At 35.0% G+C, this 16,208-nt stretch carries 13 protein-coding genes and 1 other annotated feature (1 of these 14 cut by a window edge); of the genes, 8 read left to right on the top strand and 5 right to left on the bottom strand.

All coding sequences use genetic code 11. The annotated features are described in order from the left end of the window. Nucleotides 1-58 precede the first annotated feature (58 nt). Both ACOQFO_RS11195 and ACOQFO_RS11190 read left to right on the top strand, forming a co-directional pair. Entirely contained in the window at nucleotides 59-481 is a 423-nt protein-coding gene (locus ACOQFO_RS11195; protein ID WP_421689747.1) for a DUF948 domain-containing protein, read from the top strand. Between the two features lie 59 nt (nucleotides 482-540). Beyond that, nucleotides 541-1,005, top strand: coding sequence for a YtxH domain-containing protein (locus ACOQFO_RS11190; RefSeq protein WP_421689746.1), 465 nt, complete (start codon nucleotides 541-543; stop codon nucleotides 1,003-1,005). An 85-nt stretch (nucleotides 1,006-1,090) separates the two neighbouring features. Here ACOQFO_RS11190 and ACOQFO_RS11185 read toward each other — a convergent pair whose 3' ends face one another. Then, nucleotides 1,091-3,235 (bottom strand): cell division protein FtsA, encoded by a 2,145-nt coding sequence (locus ACOQFO_RS11185; protein ID WP_421689745.1) that lies wholly within the window; start codon nucleotides 3,233-3,235, stop codon nucleotides 1,091-1,093. Nucleotides 3,236-3,395: 160 nt separating this feature from the next. Here ACOQFO_RS11185 and ACOQFO_RS11180 point away from each other — a divergent pair, with 160 nt between their 5' ends. Further along, nucleotides 3,396-4,481 (top strand): bifunctional 3-deoxy-7-phosphoheptulonate synthase/chorismate mutase, encoded by a 1,086-nt coding sequence (locus ACOQFO_RS11180; protein WP_421689744.1) that lies wholly within the window; start codon nucleotides 3,396-3,398, stop codon nucleotides 4,479-4,481. A gap of 261 nt (nucleotides 4,482-4,742) precedes the next feature. Further along, a complete protein-coding gene (ccpA, locus tag ACOQFO_RS11175) occupies nucleotides 4,743-5,744 on the top strand; it encodes a catabolite control protein A (RefSeq protein WP_421689743.1) in 1,002 nt (333 codons plus the stop codon). Nucleotides 5,745-5,801: 57 nt separating this feature from the next. Here ccpA and ACOQFO_RS11170 read toward each other — a convergent pair whose 3' ends face one another. From ACOQFO_RS11170 to ACOQFO_RS11160, 3 genes are read right to left on the bottom strand one after another with little or no spacing between them, the layout of a single operon-like run. Next, nucleotides 5,802-6,968: an acetoin utilization protein AcuC gene (locus tag ACOQFO_RS11170; protein WP_421689742.1), complete on the bottom strand. Its 1,167-nt coding sequence runs from the start codon at nucleotides 6,966-6,968 to the stop codon at nucleotides 5,802-5,804. Beyond that, nucleotides 6,965-7,612 carry an acetoin utilization AcuB family protein gene (locus tag ACOQFO_RS11165; RefSeq protein ID WP_421689741.1) on the bottom strand — a complete coding sequence of 216 codons (648 nt, stop codon included), beginning with the start codon at nucleotides 7,610-7,612 and terminating at the stop codon, nucleotides 6,965-6,967. The genes ACOQFO_RS11170 and ACOQFO_RS11165 overlap by 4 nt, the downstream gene beginning before the upstream one ends. 21 nt (nucleotides 7,613-7,633) lie before the next feature. Continuing rightward, nucleotides 7,634-8,263 (bottom strand): GNAT family N-acetyltransferase, encoded by a 630-nt coding sequence (locus ACOQFO_RS11160; protein ID WP_421689740.1) that lies wholly within the window; start codon nucleotides 8,261-8,263, stop codon nucleotides 7,634-7,636. Nucleotides 8,264-8,560: 297 nt separating this feature from the next. Between ACOQFO_RS11160 and argC the strand changes: the two genes are divergently transcribed. The 4 genes from argC to ACOQFO_RS11140 all read left to right on the top strand — a co-directional run bounded on the left by argC (nucleotide 8,561) and on the right by ACOQFO_RS11140 (nucleotide 12,811). After that, nucleotides 8,561-9,595: an N-acetyl-gamma-glutamyl-phosphate reductase gene (argC, locus tag ACOQFO_RS11155; protein ID WP_421689739.1), complete on the top strand. Its 1,035-nt coding sequence runs from the start codon at nucleotides 8,561-8,563 to the stop codon at nucleotides 9,593-9,595. A gap of 96 nt (nucleotides 9,596-9,691) precedes the next feature. Next, nucleotides 9,692-10,918: a bifunctional ornithine acetyltransferase/N-acetylglutamate synthase gene (argJ, locus tag ACOQFO_RS11150; RefSeq protein WP_421689738.1), complete on the top strand. Its 1,227-nt coding sequence runs from the start codon at nucleotides 9,692-9,694 to the stop codon at nucleotides 10,916-10,918. Further along, complete coding sequence (gene argB, locus ACOQFO_RS11145) at nucleotides 10,881-11,666, top strand: acetylglutamate kinase (protein ID WP_421689737.1); 786 nt, start codon at nucleotides 10,881-10,883, stop codon at nucleotides 11,664-11,666. Before argJ ends, argB begins: the two co-directional genes overlap by 38 nt. Continuing rightward, a complete protein-coding gene (locus tag ACOQFO_RS11140; protein ID WP_421689736.1) occupies nucleotides 11,663-12,811 on the top strand; it encodes an acetylornithine transaminase in 1,149 nt (382 codons plus the stop codon). The genes argB and ACOQFO_RS11140 overlap by 4 nt, the downstream gene beginning before the upstream one ends. A 231-nt stretch (nucleotides 12,812-13,042) precedes the next feature. Here ACOQFO_RS11140 and ACOQFO_RS11135 read toward each other — a convergent pair whose 3' ends face one another. After that, nucleotides 13,043-15,958 (bottom strand): transglycosylase domain-containing protein, encoded by a 2,916-nt coding sequence (locus tag ACOQFO_RS11135; protein WP_421689774.1) that lies wholly within the window; start codon nucleotides 15,956-15,958, stop codon nucleotides 13,043-13,045. Between the two features lie 113 nt (nucleotides 15,959-16,071). Beyond that, nucleotides 16,072-16,208 (top strand) — a binding site (T-box leader); it runs 72 nt beyond the window's last position.

Below are 16,208 nucleotides of genomic sequence, written 5' to 3'. Positions count from 1 at the left end.
AGGAATTCATTCAGTTTTGTCGAAATATTATACTAACAAGCCACAGGAGGTTTAATGCATGATCGTCATTTTATACATCGCAGCATTAATAGCAGCAATTGCATTTCTAATATTATGTATTAGTATTGGTAGAACACTATTCTCATTAAAAAATATATTAAACAGTATTGCGGGTACTGCTGCTGGGATTGAAAAACAAATGGAAGGCATCACTCGTGAAACAACGTCGTTATTAGAAAAAACAAATTCTTTGGCAGAAGATATAGCTAATAAGTCAGAAAGATTAAATACAGTTGTAGATGCTGTGAAAAACATTGGTACTTCTGTTAATGGATTAAATCAATCAATCAACAGAATCTCAACATCCATTGTGACAGAAGTTGAAAAAAATGAAGAAAAAATCGCTCAAGTTGTGCAATGGGGAAATATTGCAATTGAGTTAGCTGATAAATGGAAACAACGAAAGTCTACTAACAAGTAATACTTGTGGTGATTCTGTTTCTATTTTCGATAAATAAAACTTAAAGGGGTTGGGGATTAATGACAACTGAAAAGCAAAATTACAATGAAGTGAAAAATCTATCTAATCTATCACCGAGTTATAACGAAACAGTTGATCCAATATACAAAGAGGAGACAATTGATATGAAAGATTTCATTATTGGTGCTCTTGTTGGCGGTATTGTAGGTGCAGCAGCAGGATTATTACTTGCACCTAAAACGGGAAGAGATTTACGTAATGATGTAGCTAGCCAAGCTATCACTCTGCGCGATAAAGGAGTAGAACTATCTACTACTGCGAAAGAAAAAACAGTTAAAATATCAAATCAATTAAAAGAACAATCTGTTCAATTAGTAGATAAAGTAATATCAAAAACAACTAAATTACCAACAGTTTTTGATGATGGTACAGTATCTGCTGAAGGTGAAGAGCCTTTAGAGTTAATAGAAAATGAAATTGAGGGCACTGAGATTTCTGAAGCTGCTCGTCCATCTTCAATTTAACATCGAATGTAAAAAGGTTGAATCCAAAGAGAAAGCCAATTTCTCTTAAGGATTCAACCTTTTTTTGTAGTTGTAATATTAATAATCACGATTCAATTAAAATAATTTCTAATTGATCTCCACCAAATATTTCACTATCAAATGATGCTTGTTCACCATTTCTCATCATTGTAAATTGACCTTTAAAATGGGCAGGCAATTGCCAATTTGAAAAACGGAATACATCTTGAAAAATCCATTTTTGCTGCTTTTCTTTTTCCTTAAATTCAATCGCAGCTCCGTTAAATACAACAGCAGTTGATTGATAAACTATCCCATTTACTAATATTTCAAAATGACTTCTTTTTAGCTGTAGTTCCTCATTTTGAAATTTAACTAAAATTTTATCTTCGATTTTCAAGTTTAACTTATCAGCGATTTTTTGAACTGTTGGTAAAGTTGTATTTTCAATAAAAATATTGTCTCCATCAGAAAATTGGTAATGTAGTTTACCTGGCTTACCATTGATGAAAAGTTTCCCTGTAAATTCAGGTAGGTACAAAGGTTTTCCATCAACAGAGACAACAAAATTTTGTAAGTTTTGTATCAGATCTTTATTGTAAAGTTTGATTAATTCTTCAATGGTGTCAACTGTCTCAATCGTTAACTCATCACCATCTTTAAGTATCACATCTAGATTCGTATGGTGCCCATTTAACAATACTTTAGGTTGGACTGTGTAAGGTTTGTCCTGAAGTTGAATCGTTTTAAACAGCGCATTATCTAATAAATCTCGTACTTTACAAGTAGCATCTTTTCCTGATTTCCCCTCAATCAGTTCGATTTGATCGCCATGTTTAATAATGGTTTTCGTTGTAGCAATCTCTCCATTTACATAGATTGTTGCAAGACTTCCATGCTCTCCAGGAACAACAATTTCCTGTCTATTTAATTTGATGGAAATACTCTTACCTGGCTTCCCATATAGTTGCTTTGCCTGTATATTTGCCGCGAGAAAAGCGTCCGTAACGGTCATATCCTTTAATTCGAAAAGTCGCACCACTTGTTCATTTACTGTAACAGTCATGTATTGAATAGGTGCCTTTTTAGCAGCTATAGCAATGCCAATCGGTGTTACAAGTTCAGGAGAATCTGATATCGACGGTGCTTTTGTTAAGTTTTGAATGGCATCTAGTCCACGTACAGCTGCACGGTTATCCGGAAGTTCAAGTACTTTACATAATTCATTTGTAATCATTGGAGTAAGACTACCACCACCTACTAACATGACTGCTTTAGGTGGACGTTGGCTATTTAAATTTAATATTTCTTTTCCAATTGATTGGGCAAGATGGCTAATAGCTGGTCGGATTGCTTCTATAACTTCTTCTCGAGGATATTCTTGATTAAAACCTAAAATATCTTCTATGACGATAGTTGACTCGGTATTTAGCATTCTTTTCGTTTTTTCGGCAACTGGAAAATCCAATAAATAATGATCACTCAATGCTTCAGTAATCTCATCTCCAGCTACTGGAACCATTCCATAAGCAACAATGGTACCATCATTTGTAATGGCGATATCAGATGTACCAGCTCCAATATCAACAAGAGCTACATTTAACCGGCGCATACTTGTAGGAATTAATACATTGATAGCAGCAATTGGTTCTAACGTCATTGCTTCCATTTCTAAATCCGCTCTCTTTAAAGCCGCTATAAGTGATTCAACGACAACACGAGGTAAGAATGTAGCAATTACTTCGACGGTTGCCTCGTCTCCTTGTTGGTCGACAAGACTTCCTATTTCTTCACCATCAAGTTTGTAATAAAGTACAGAATAACCGACGCAATAATAATGGTTTAACTGATTACCTTCACTATGTAATAGTAATTGGGCTTGCGCTTCTTGTACCGCTTGTAACTCTAACCGGTTAATATCTTCTTCTGTTAAGATTGGTCGGTTCTTGATCGATACTGCTACACTTGCTTGTTCAGTTTTTAACGCACGTCCAGCTGCAGCAACACTTACTTTTGTTAGTGGACCATGTTTTAACTCTAATTCACTTTTAATCGTTTTAATGAGTTCCGCTACATAGAGCACATTATGTATTTGACCATCAACCATTGCACGTTCTTTATGCTCTCTCATAACGATATCAGCAACATGAAAGTGGTTATTTTGTTCTTCTAAAATGATTCCAACAACGGACCTTGTACCAATATCTAATGCGAATAGTTTTGCAGACATTGCAATCCATCCTCTTCCATTTTAACTTTAGCGAGTTGAAGCGCTAAATTATTTTCGTGACTTTCTAGAAAAATTTGATTATAATAAATGTATTATCTTAAAATGTACCATAGATTTCATACTTCTGAAAGAGTTGGATACAGGGAGAGGAGAAAAGAGAATGAGCGAACAAAATTTAGATGCATTGCGTCAACAGATAGATCAACTAAATTTAGAGATTTTACGTTTAGTAAATGAACGAGCTGAGGTTGTAAATGAGATTGGTAAGATCAAAGAAAAACAAGGGGTAAACCGATACGACCCTCTTCGTGAACGCCATATGTTAAATTTATTGAAAGAAAACAATAAAGGTCCGTTAAATCAAATGACGGTTGACTATATATTTAAACAAATCTTTAAAACTTCACTTAAACAATTAGAAGTAGATAAGAAGAAAGAATTACTTGTATCACGTAAGAAAAAATCAGAAGATACAGTCATTAATATAAACGGTGAATCAGTAGGGTCGGGTGCTCCAACATTTATCTTTGGACCATGTTCTGTTGAATCTTATGAACAAACAGCAAAAGTGGCTGAATCGATCAGCGCTAAAGGACTTAAATTTATTCGTGGTGGTGCATATAAACCACGTACTTCACCATATGACTTCCAAGGTTTAGGATTAGATGGTTTAAAAATCTTAAAACGTGTTTCGGAAGAATGTGGTTTAGCCGTTGTAACAGAAATCGTTACACCAGCTCACATTGAAGAAGCATTAGATTATGTTGATGTAATTCAAATTGGTGCACGAAACATGCAAAACTTCGAACTATTAAAAGCAGTTGGATCAACTAATAAACCAGTTTTATTAAAACGTGGTTTAGCAGCAACGATTGATGAGTTCATCCATGCAGCAGAGTATATCATGTCAAAAGGTAATGAAAATATTATGTTATGTGAGCGCGGAATTCGAACTTATGAAAAAGCGACACGCAACACATTAGATATTTCTGCAGTACCTATTTTAAAACAAGAAACACATTTACCTGTATTTGTAGATGTAACTCATTCAACAGGACGTAGAGATTTACTATTACCATGTGCAAAAGCTGCAATCGCGATTGGTGCAGACGGAGTAATGGCTGAAGTTCACCCAGACCCATCAGTTGCATTGTCAGATTCACAACAGCAAATGGATATTCAAGAATTCAATCAATTCTTCTCAGAAATTCAAAAATTCATGAAGCAATATGAATTGAATGCTTAAAAAATGGACCGACCAGTAAATTGCTGGTCGGTCCATTTTTTATATTTGAGTTTCGAATTTATCGGAACAGTTATTGGATAAAATTTCATCTTGATAAAAATTCACGAATGTGCAATAAATTTAACATTTTATTTATAAAAAGGATATCGATTTATGGTAGAATGGATACCATATAATTACAGCAAACAAATTGATCATTGAAACTGTAAAGACGAATATCGTATGATGTAAGGAATAAAAATTTAAAAGGAGGCGGAACTTTTGACTGTAACAATTTATGATGTAGCTCGAGAAGCTAATGTATCGATGGCTACAGTATCACGTGTAGTGAATGGAAATCAAAATGTCAAACCGTCTACACGTAAAAAAGTGTTAGAAGTAATTGAACGATTAGACTACCGACCAAATGCCGTTGCGCGTGGGCTAGCTAGTAAAAAAACAACTACTGTTGGTGTGATCATTCCTGATATTTCAAACAATATTTACGCGGAAGCTGCCCGTGGAATTGAAGATATTGCAACTATGTATCGATATAATATTATTTTGGCAAACTCAGACCAAAATGAAGATAAAGAGTTAACGCTTCTTGATACAATGTTAGGAAAACAAGTTGATGGAATTGTAATGATGAGTGATGCTGTAACAGATAAATTATTACACGCAATGAAGCACTCGCCAGCACCAATTGTACTAGCTGGTTCAGTTGATGAATCAAATGAATTACCATCTGTAAACATTGATTACTTCCAAGCATCCTATGAAGCTATACAATTACTCATTTCGAATGGTCATAAACGAATCGCATTTATATCAGGTCCACTAGCATACACGATTAACTCAAAATATAAATTAGAGGCTTATAAAAAGGCATTACAGGATGCAAATATTGAAGTTGATGAGCAATTAATTGTTTCTGAAGAAAGCTCTTATGACAGTGGAATAGAGGCATGGGAAACATTAAGTGCTCTAGAGAATCCGCCTACTGCATTTTTTGCAGGAAGTGATGAATTAGCAATCGGAATCATACACGGCGCTCAAGATGATGGGAAAAATGTTCCAGAGGATATTGAAGTAATTAGTTTTGAAAACTCAAAACTAGCAAGAATGGTACGTCCACGTCTAACAAGTGTTGTTTTCCCTCTTTATGATATTGGGGCGGTTGCCATGCGTTTATTAACTAAAATTATGAATAAAGAAAAAGTAGAAGAACAAGTGGTTATTTTGCCACACCGTATCGAAGAACGTCAAACGGTAAAAAGATAAACAGATAAAAGGATGTCCTAACTAGGTTTCTATCTACCTAGTGAAAGGACATCCTTTTTAGTTTTGTTTAAATGGATTGCTTTGGATAATTGACAATGCCTTCTCAAGCATTTGAGCATTTTTCTCTTCAATTTCACGCTTTCGAGGAATGGGCTCATATAGTGGATTTGGATCTTCCCAATTTGGAAACAATGGAACTGGTGATTCTTTTTGCCAATGATCTAACCATTCTTTTGGTAAAGGTCCAGTAGGAGTAGGGAGATCATTCATTTCTGTCCATATATAAGACCAAGCTCTCGGTACAACTCGCCAAACATCATACCCACCACCACCAACAGCAATCCATTTATCATCACAATATTCATGTGCCAATCTATGTGCAAGTTTTGGAATTTCCCGATATATGTTCATCGTTCCGTATAAATGGGTTAATGGATCTAAATAGTGGGCATCTGCACCATTTTGAGTTAAGACAACATCCGGTTTAAAATATTCAAAGATTTCTTTCATTGCTTTTTCATAAATCATTAAAAAGCTTTCATCTTCTGTAAAAGCATCGACTGGAAAGTTAAAGGTTGTCCCATATCCTGGACCATTTCCACGCTCCGTAACATTTCCTGTACCAGGAAACAAATATCTACCAGTTTCATGAATAGATAGTGTACATACATTTGGATCATCATAAAAGGCCCATTGCACTCCATCGCCATGATGAGCATCAGTATCAATATATAACACTCGAACATTATAATGTTTTCGTAAATATTGGATTGCTACACTACTATCATTATAAATACAAAAACCTGAAGCTCGACCAAAGAATCCATGGTGCAACCCCCCACCTAAATTTAAAGCATGGCGACTTAATCCTTGCATGACATAGTCGACAGCTTGTAATGTACCACCAACAAGAAAGCTACTTGCTTCATGCATATTAGGGAAAATGGGCGTATCTTCCGTTCCAATGCCATAGTGTATGGTCTGTTCTGGAGTTAGTAATCCTTTTCCAGCTTGTTTAACAATTTCTATATAGCTTTTATCATGTGCAAGAGCAATTTCCTCATCAGTAGCCATTCTTGCAGGAATAATATCTTCATCTTTTAAAGCTTGAATCTTTTTTAATAGATCAACAGTTAACTTTAGTCTTTTATGGTTAAATGGATGTGAATCAGAGAATTTATATCCGAGTTGTTCTGGTGAATAAACAAATACTGCGTTTTTCATTGTGAAATACCAGGAAGATTTGGCCAAAGTACATTAAATTGTTCTTTTTTCAAATCTTCAATGATAGACAGTGGGTTAATAATTTGAACTCGGATTGATACAATTTTATATTTTTCATCTTTTGAATCAGGAAATAGAAGAACACTTAAAACATTTGCATTATGTTTTTTAAATACTACTAAAATATCTGATAGAATACCAGGTCGGTCTTCCACGCGAATGTCTATTTTAGAGGATGGTTTGTTTGCACCTGTTAGCTCTACATATGTATAAAGTAAATCAGAGGCAGTAACTAAACCAACTAACTGTCCACCCGATAGGATAGGTAAACAACTAATCTTCATTTCATAAAATGTTAACGCAATTTCTTCCACGAAGTCTAACGGGTGACCTGTGATAACATTTTTAATCATAACATCTTCAATCTTCTTTTCAGATATTGGTGTTCCTGTTTCAGTTATGGCATTTAATGATATTTCATTCTTTAATGTTTTTGATGAAACGAGTCCAACTAACTTTTTGTTTTCGTCAACAATAGGAATATGTCTAATTTTGTTATCTTTCATTATTTGTACAGCTTCACTTATTGTACTGTTTGGTGAAAGTGTTATGAGTTCAGTTGTCATAATTTCTTCAACAAGCATTGTGTATCCCCCTTATAAGACTTACTTATATAGTCTTTTAAAACGTAAACGGTCAAAACGTGCAATTGTATCTTCATTGACTCGTTTCCCTATACGAGCCATTAAACAATTTGCAGGATGAGATGTAATTTCTGGGTCATCTGTTGCAAAAGGCTTAAAACCGACGGAACTCATTAGCTTTTCCATCATTTTTCGATAATCCCATATCGTTAAGCCTGAGCCTTTTAAGTCCCAATGCCAGTAATATTCTGTTGTTATGACCAAATAGTCTTCCATTTCATCCCCTTTAAATGAAATTTCAAGAAGCTTTTTCCCTACACCACAACCACGATATGAAGGGATGACTTCAATCCCACCTAATTCGATCATATTCTCGATTTTGTCTTCCGCCCATCTTTCGAGCGGGTCAGGATAATGATAAGTGGCATAGCCTAAAACCACATTCTCTTTGCGAATAATGATGATCCGTCCTTCTTCTAATCGAGCAATTTCAACCAAGGCTTTCTTCTGTTGTTCTGGTGGTCTAAAAGAAGTTAAATCCTCGTGAAATAAATATTGTGCGAGTTGCTCTGAGTGGATAGGTCCTTCAATAATAACCCTCCCATGCCTCGTTTCCATTTCTTCACAATAATAATTTTTAATATGTTTCATAAAACCTCGAACACCACCTGAGCATGATATTACCATTATATTATAAATTTTGGATATGAATACAATCACGACATCCACTTTTGGACTTATATTTATACATTGTTAAATAAACGACAAAAGTAGCGATTTTCTTAATAACCTTTTAATTTTTATCAATAAATAGTTTGTTTTCAAGGATAACATGCTTGTGAACTATTTCTAAAAATTCAAATTATAATAAAAAATATATAAAAATGCAGTTGACTTAATAAATATACAGAACTATACTAACTATAACTTGTTTAAGGAGTGAACGGAATGAAGGTTGGAATTATTGGTGCCACAGGATATGGAGGATTAGAGTTAATACGTTTATTACATACACACCCGGAAGTCGAGAAGATTGAATTATTTACATCTTCAGATGAGGGGACGATTTTTTCTTCACGATTTGGCCATCTATTCACAATACATGACAATTCTTTGAAGAAAATCGATCAAGAAACATTAGCTGAATTCGATGTTGTATTTACTAGTACGCCGACTGGAGTAACAAGTACATTATTACCTCCATTAGTTGGAAGTGGCCCTAAATTAATCGATTTATCTGGGGATTACCGATTAAAACAACCAGATTTATATAAACAGTGGTACAAAAAAGATCCAGCACCTTTTGAACTGCTACAAGAAAGTGTATATGGACTTACGGAATGGAATGAAAAACAGATAAAAGAAGCGCGTATTATTGCGAATCCTGGTTGTTATCCAACAGCTGTATTATTATCCATTCTGCCGTTTATTAAAGAAAATTTAATTGACCCGAATTTATTAATCATAGATGCAAAGAGTGGGATTTCAGGAGCAGGAAATAAACCTTCACAATTCACTCATTTTAGTGAAACAAATGAAAACTTCACCATCTATAAAGTAAATGAACATCAGCATATTCCAGAAATTGAGCAAGCAATTCAACAATTTACTGGAATTGATACAAACATTACTTTTAATACACATCTTGTGCCGATGACGAGAGGGATTTTATCAACTACGTATACGCCAGTTACATCAGGAGTTACGACTGATCAATTGTATGAATGTTTAGTAGAAACATATAAAAATGATTCTTTTGTAAGGGTTATCAATGGTGCATCATCATTCGGAACAAACCGAGTAAAAGGTTCAAATTACTGTGATATTACAGTAAAGCTAGATGAAAGAACGAATCGCGTAACGATTGTAAGTGTAATTGACAATTTAGTAAAAGGTGCAGCAGGTCAGGCAATTCAAAATATGAATGTTCAATTTGGTTTGCCTCAATCTTACGGCTTAGATGTCGTGCCTTTATTTATCTAATACATTTAAATCTAAAATTCTATTAGTAAAATAAAATATTTCATTTAATCTTGGCTCAAATACGATAGGACGAATTTGATCATTGGGGGGAAATTTATGGGGACAACAGGTTATGAACTAAAAAGAATTTCAAGTAATAATATCGTTTCACCAAAGGGATTTAAGGCAGCAGGTATTCACTGTGGAATTAAACATAAGAAAAAAGATTTAGCTCTACTAGTAAGTGAAGTACCAGCTAGTGTAGCTGGAGTATTCACAACAAATGCAGTTCAAGCAGCACCATTAAAAGTTACAAAAGAAGTAGTTTACAATACGAAAAAAATGCAAGCAATCTTTGTTAACTCAGGGAATGCAAATGCATGTACAGGTAAACAAGGGATTGCTGATGCATATGAAATGCAACAACTTGCTGCGACTAAGTTAGGAATCGACCCTTCATTAGTTGGTATTGCATCAACTGGAGTAATAGGGGAGTTAATGAAAATGGATCCGGTTCGTAAGGGAATCGAGATAATTGAAATCGGTCAATCTTTAGAAAATGCCATTGATTTTTCTCAAGCAATTATGACAACAGATACAGTTATGAAAAACACTGCATATAGCACGGTTATTGATGGAAAAGAAGTGCAAATTGCAGGTACTGCTAAAGGATCAGGAATGATTGAACCAAATATGGCGACAATGTTAGGGTTTATCACAACGGATGCCAAAATTGAATCAGAAGAATTACAAAAGGCTTTATCTGAAATTACAAATAAGACTTTTAATGCCATTACAGTTGATGGTGATACATCTACTAATGATACAGTGTTAGTGATGGCAAACGGTTTAGCGGGCAATGAACCATTAAGTCCATTACATCCTGATTGGGAAAACTTCTACAATGCATTAAAAGCTGTTTGCGAAGATTTAGCTAAATCCATCGCTAGAGATGGTGAAGGTGCAACGAAATTAATCGAAGTAGAAGTTGAAGGCGCCATTTCAGATGAAGAAGCTATTAAAATTGCTAAAACAGTTGTTGGTTCTCCATTAGTAAAAACAGCGGTATTTGGCTGTGATGCAAACTGGGGACGTATCATCGCTGCTGTAGGGTATAGTGGTGCAACGGTGGATCCAGAAAAAATCACAATCAAAATTGGTAATGCATTAATGGTTGAACATGGGGAACCGGTACCGTTCTCCGAAGAAGAGTTAATTCAAATCTTAAAGGCCAATGAAGTGAAAATTTACGTTTCACTTGAACAAGGAATTGGTCATGGATTTGCTTGGGGGTGTGATTTAACTTATGACTACGTCCAAATTAACGCATCCTACCGCTCGTAAAACCATAGTTATCAAACTTGGGGGAAGTACTTTAGAAGGCTTAAATGAAGCCTTCTTTTCCAATTTTAAATTATTGCAAGAACAAGGGTATAACATCATCATTACCCATGGTGGAGGACCTGCAATTAATCAAGAATTGGCAAATCAAAATGTAGAGTCGCACTCATTGAATGGTATTCGTGTAACAAGTGAGAAAGCACTTGGTATAGTGCAATCCACTTTAATAGGAAAAGTGAATCCTAAACTCGTGTTTGAATTAAACAAAGCTGGCATTTCTGCAATTGGACTAAGTGGATATGACCAATTTCTCATACATGCAGATTACTTGGATCAAGAAACGTATGGCTATGTTGGAGAAGTGATAGAAGTAAATACTGCGTTATTACAAACGCTACTTTCTCAAGGAATTGTTCCAGTTATTGCTTGTATTGGAGTAACGATGGATGGTCAAGGTCTTAATATAAATGGTGACACAGTTGCAAGTGAAGTTGCACTAGCAGTCAATGCGGAAAGTTTATTACTAGTAACAGATGTTTCAGGTATAAGAATTGGAGAAGAATATCAACAGCAAGCAACAATAGCGGCTATTGATAAATGGATTGAAGAAGGCCATATATATGGAGGAATGATTCCTAAAGTACAAGGGGCAATCCAAGTATTAAATGCTGGAATTCCTTCAGTTCAAATTGTGAATGATCGTTTAATTGGAACAAAAATTTTAAGACAGGAGTTGAGTCGAGTCAAATGAACGCATTGTTTAACAACTATTCTAGAAGACCAATTAGTTTAGTAGAAGGTAAGGGGACAATTGTCAAAGATAGTGAAGGGAAAAGTTATTTAGATTTTACTAGTGGGATTGCGGTATTATGTTTAGGTCATTCACATCCTTCACTAGTTAAAGCATTACAAGAACAAAGTGAAAAGATCTGGCATACAAGTAATTTGTTTGAGAGTCCTGGCCAAGTAAAACTTGCTGAATCGTTAGTTAAAGATTTACATTTGGATCACGCATTTTTCTGTAATAGTGGTGCCGAAGCAAATGAAGCCGCGATAAAAATGGCGAGAAAACATACAGGAAAACATCATATTATTACTTTTGAAAATTCATTCCATGGCCGAACTTTTGGTGCTATGTCTGCAACTGGACAAGAAAAAATTCATAAAGGTTTTGGTCCTTTAGTAGATCAATTCACATATTTACCTTTTAATGATGTAAAACGTTTAGAAAATTCAATTGATGATTCAATCGCTGCAATTATGTTAGAAGTAGTGCAAGGTGAAGGTGGGGTAAACCCAATTACCGATGAATTTGCGGAAGCAATCCAAAAAATCTGTTCTGAAAACGATATTATATTAATTGTAGACGAAGTTCAAACAGGTATCGGACGTACTGGAACACGCTTTGCATTTGAACAAACTGCACTTAAACCTGATTTAGTTTCTATGGCTAAAGGATTAGGGGGAGGGTTCCCATTTGCAGGCGTACTAGGTACGTCTAAACTATACGATACCTTTAGCCCAGGATCTCATGGTACAACATATGGTGGAAATCCGTTAGGGGTAGCTGTATCTCAAGCGGTTATCGATACTGTGTTCCAAGATTTATTTTTAGAAGAAGTAAAAGAAAAAGGAGCTTATTTAGTCAATAAACTAAATGAAGTCTTTTCAAATGAACCGGTTATAGTACGTGGAAAAGGGTTACTGATTGGAATCGACTTCGGGGATGTAGAAGTGGCACCATTCGTCTCAAAACTTGAAGAGGCAGGCTTACTTGTAGTAAGTGCAGGTGCACATGTTTTACGACTATTACCACCTTTAACAGTAAGCTATGAAGAAATCGATCAAGCAATTAACATATTAGAAAGTGTAGTGCTTTCACAGTTAGTGAAATAAATAATATACAAAAAAACTCGCCATTAATGATGGCGAGTTTTTTAAAGTAATTGAGTGATGATTAATTTATAGATTCTCGAGGACAAGATTCGTGAAATTCAGAGAAAACTGTCCTCGAGAAACCACTCTTCACAAGAAAATCAAAAAAATGTCCTCGAAGCCATATCACCTCGAGGACAAATCTAAATTTATTCAGAACAATAATAAGTTGCTTAGAAGCTTTTGATTTATTTAATTCCGGCCTTGATTAATAAGGTCATCAATCAAGTCAATATCTCCGTCTTCATTGTCACCATTATTGTTGCCACCATTATGATTATCACCGTTATTTCCATTACCAGGATTTGTACCAGGTTCACCCTCAATTACATCTCCAGGTAATTCTGGTAAGTTTATATCACCGGGATCTTCTATTGTAATTGGATTAGAATTTGCTGATTCTAATCCGGTAATATCTACTGCAACAACCATATAGGAACCATTTCCAATAGTATATTGAAGTTCTTCGCCATCTTTAATAGTAGCAAATATTGTACGTTCACCATTTGTAACATTATATACTCGGTAACCAATTACGTCATTGGCAGCCGATTTAGTCCATGTAATTATATTACCTTGTAAAGTAGCAGTAACTGCTGGTGGATTTCCATTAGCTGGTTCTAATGTTGCCGTTGAAACTACTTTTTCACTTAGTGAAGATTCTTTCGGTAATAATTTTGAACCATCTCCGCCTAATCTTCCAAGCATACGTTTAATAAAGTCAGGATTTAAACCAATTCCGTTTTCCGTTACAAATTCTCTTGGTGTCGAATCTAATGCCTCGTATGCAGTTCCATCAATCATAACAGTTGATGATTGAATTAAACTATCATCTAGTTTAGTTGGTAAAAAGTTTTTATTAAATAAATCTGATTTTACAAGACCAGCTTCTGTACATGCATCTGATGGAGCAAGTCCGGATATTCCACAGAATGCTGCATTCACTACTCCAGGAGGAGGTGTGAATTTTTCAGAAGTTCCAATCAACTCTGGGTTTACGTCATATACTGCATTCATTAAATTTGCCCAAAGCATATTAACGCGTGTACTTGGTTGATAATACGTATTGTTAAACTGGTTTAACGAACGTGCTTCTTTAATATCGTCATAACCCATCCATAATCCAAGTGAAATATTTGGATTGTAACCAACAAACCACACGTCTCGATAATTTTGGGATGTACCAGTTTTAGCTGCAAAGTCAGATGAGAATTTCAATAAACTATTTGCTCTAGCACCAGTACCATATTCCAATACATCATGTAATGCATCAGTGATCATATATGCCGTTTCTGGAGTATACACATCAACTGCTTCAGATTCATGTTCGTAAATAATATTTCCATCAACATCTACAATTTTTTCAATCATATATGCATCGACGAACTTTCCATTGTTTGCAAAGGCTGTATAAGCATTTGTGTTTTCCTCTACAGTTGTACCGACTGTCATGGCACCTATCGCTATAGCTATACTTTCATAATCGACAGGTACTATTTTAGAAAAGCCTAGTTTCTCTAAATAAGTAACAGGACGTTGATCTAGTATAGAATCATACAATCTGAGTGCAGTTAGGTTTTGTGAATGCGCTAAAGCTTCCCTTACAGGCATGATTCCTCGTTCTTCATTTTCTAAATAGTTTTTAGGTTCCCATCCTGGAAGTGTAAACTTCACATCCACTACAGGACTTCCTGCTCCGATTAGCCCATAATCCATTGCTGGACCATATGCAAGTAGTGGTTTCATTGTTGAACCATTAGAGCGGTAAGCTTGTGTTGAGTAATTCAATTCGCTAATATCAAAATCACGGCCACCGACAAAGCTTAGTATCTTTCCAGTTTTATTTTCAATTAGCATTCCACCAACTTGCACTGGAATTTGTACTTCATATTCTTCGCCAGAATCTGGATCTATTTCAGTTCTAGTAAATGTATGTCCATAATAGTTAAAGTTATTGGCAGCTTCTTGCATAGCATCGTACATTTCTTTATCAATTGTCGAATAAATACGGTAACCGCTTGAACGAATGTCACGGTCAGCAAGTATTTCATATTTTTTAAGTAAGTTATCTTCTTCTTCGAAACGTTTTGGATCGATTCCATCTTTTTCGGCTAATATCTCAGCGATAATTCGTATTGCACGATTTTCTAACTCATATGTTAACCAAGGATAGTTATCTCTAGCTAGTTGTTCAGGTTCACGGAAATCCTTCGTAATATCATATGAAATAGCTTCATTATACTCAGACTCTGTAATATACCCAACTTCTAACATACGAGATAATACAGTTTCCATACGTTCAATTCCTTTTTGTAAACCTTTTTCATCCTTTAATTTCCCGTATTGGGTAAAAGGTGTATGAGCAAAAGGAGATTGGGGAATACCTGCAATGTATGCGGCTTGTGGTAAATTTAAATCTTTTGCACTTATACCAAAAATACCGCGAGCAGCTGTTTCTACACCAGCAATATTACGTCCCGATGAATTTCGACCATAAGGAATAATATTTAGATATGTCTCTAAAATTTCATCTTTTGTCATAAACTTCTCAAGTCGTAAAGCAAGTAAGATTTCTCGAGCTTTACGTTCATAAGAAACTTCATTTGTTAAGATTTGATTTTTAATAAGCTGTTGCGTTAAGGTAGATCCACCTGTTTGAGTACTCATACTTAATACATCTTGTAATAATCCTCGTAATACAGCTTTTGGAACAATTCCATTATGTTCTCTGAAATATTCGTCTTCTGTCGCAAGTACCGCATTAATTAAAAGCGGAGAAACTTGATCTAATGTTGTTTCTCTACGTTCTAAATCTGTGCGAAGTTTACCTATGTAAATATTATTTGCGAAGTAGATTTCACTTGTTTCTTCATAATTATAAATTTGAGATAACATCTCTTCTTTAGTTTGCAAATGCTCGTCCTTTACTAATGATGCAAAGTAACCTGCACCAACAGCACCAACAAATACAAACCCTGTAATAATTATAAAAAGAAATAATAAAGATAAGTTCCATACAACTCTTATACCAATTCGAAGCGGGCGTGAACGCTCAGAAGTAGACAATAATTCGATTTTTTCATTGAGTTGTTCGATACGCTTTTTAATTTCATCCACTTTATCGACCCCCTAAAATCTTGTCTATTATAGCATAATTCTAATATTCAGTAATCAATTTATTGACAATGTGACAAAAAGAAGTAAAATAATCATTATAGTTTTTTCAAGCAGTGAAAAGATTGAAGTAATGTGTTCATTCCCTGTTAAGAGAGCTAGCGGTTAGTGCAAGCTAGTCATAGTGAATTACATGAATTACGTTCTTGGAGCTTGAACGTGAAAGTCGCGATAAGACATTGAT

Source organism: Ureibacillus sp. MALMAid1270 (genome assembly GCF_049202975.1).
GTDB lineage: Bacteria > Bacillota > Bacilli > Bacillales_A > Planococcaceae > Ureibacillus.
This window is presented reverse-complemented; position numbering and strand designations above follow the sequence as displayed.

What these genes read in the sequence shown, in the direction of transcription:
- ACOQFO_RS11195 (WP_421689747.1), top strand. Translation starts at nt 59, where the DNA reads ATGATCGTCATTTTATACATCGCAGCATTAATAGCAGCAATTGCATTT.
- ACOQFO_RS11190 (WP_421689746.1), top strand. Translation starts at nt 541, where the DNA reads ATGACAACTGAAAAGCAAAATTACAATGAAGTGAAAAATCTATCTAAT.
- ACOQFO_RS11185 (WP_421689745.1), bottom strand. Translation starts at nt 3,235, where the DNA reads ATGTCTGCAAAACTATTCGCATTAGATATTGGTACAAGGTCCGTTGTT.
- ACOQFO_RS11180 (WP_421689744.1), top strand. Translation starts at nt 3,396, where the DNA reads ATGAGCGAACAAAATTTAGATGCATTGCGTCAACAGATAGATCAACTA.
- ACOQFO_RS11170 (WP_421689742.1), bottom strand. Translation starts at nt 6,968, where the DNA reads ATGAAAAACGCAGTATTTGTTTATTCACCAGAACAACTCGGATATAAA.
- ACOQFO_RS11165 (WP_421689741.1), bottom strand. Translation starts at nt 7,612, where the DNA reads ATGCTTGTTGAAGAAATTATGACAACTGAACTCATAACACTTTCACCA.
- ACOQFO_RS11160 (WP_421689740.1), bottom strand. Translation starts at nt 8,263, where the DNA reads ATGAAACATATTAAAAATTATTATTGTGAAGAAATGGAAACGAGGCAT.
- argC (WP_421689739.1), top strand. Translation starts at nt 8,561, where the DNA reads ATGAAGGTTGGAATTATTGGTGCCACAGGATATGGAGGATTAGAGTTA.
- argJ (WP_421689738.1), top strand. Translation starts at nt 9,692, where the DNA reads ATGGGGACAACAGGTTATGAACTAAAAAGAATTTCAAGTAATAATATC.
- argB (WP_421689737.1), top strand. Translation starts at nt 10,881, where the DNA reads ATGACTACGTCCAAATTAACGCATCCTACCGCTCGTAAAACCATAGTT.
- ACOQFO_RS11140 (WP_421689736.1), top strand. Translation starts at nt 11,663, where the DNA reads ATGAACGCATTGTTTAACAACTATTCTAGAAGACCAATTAGTTTAGTA.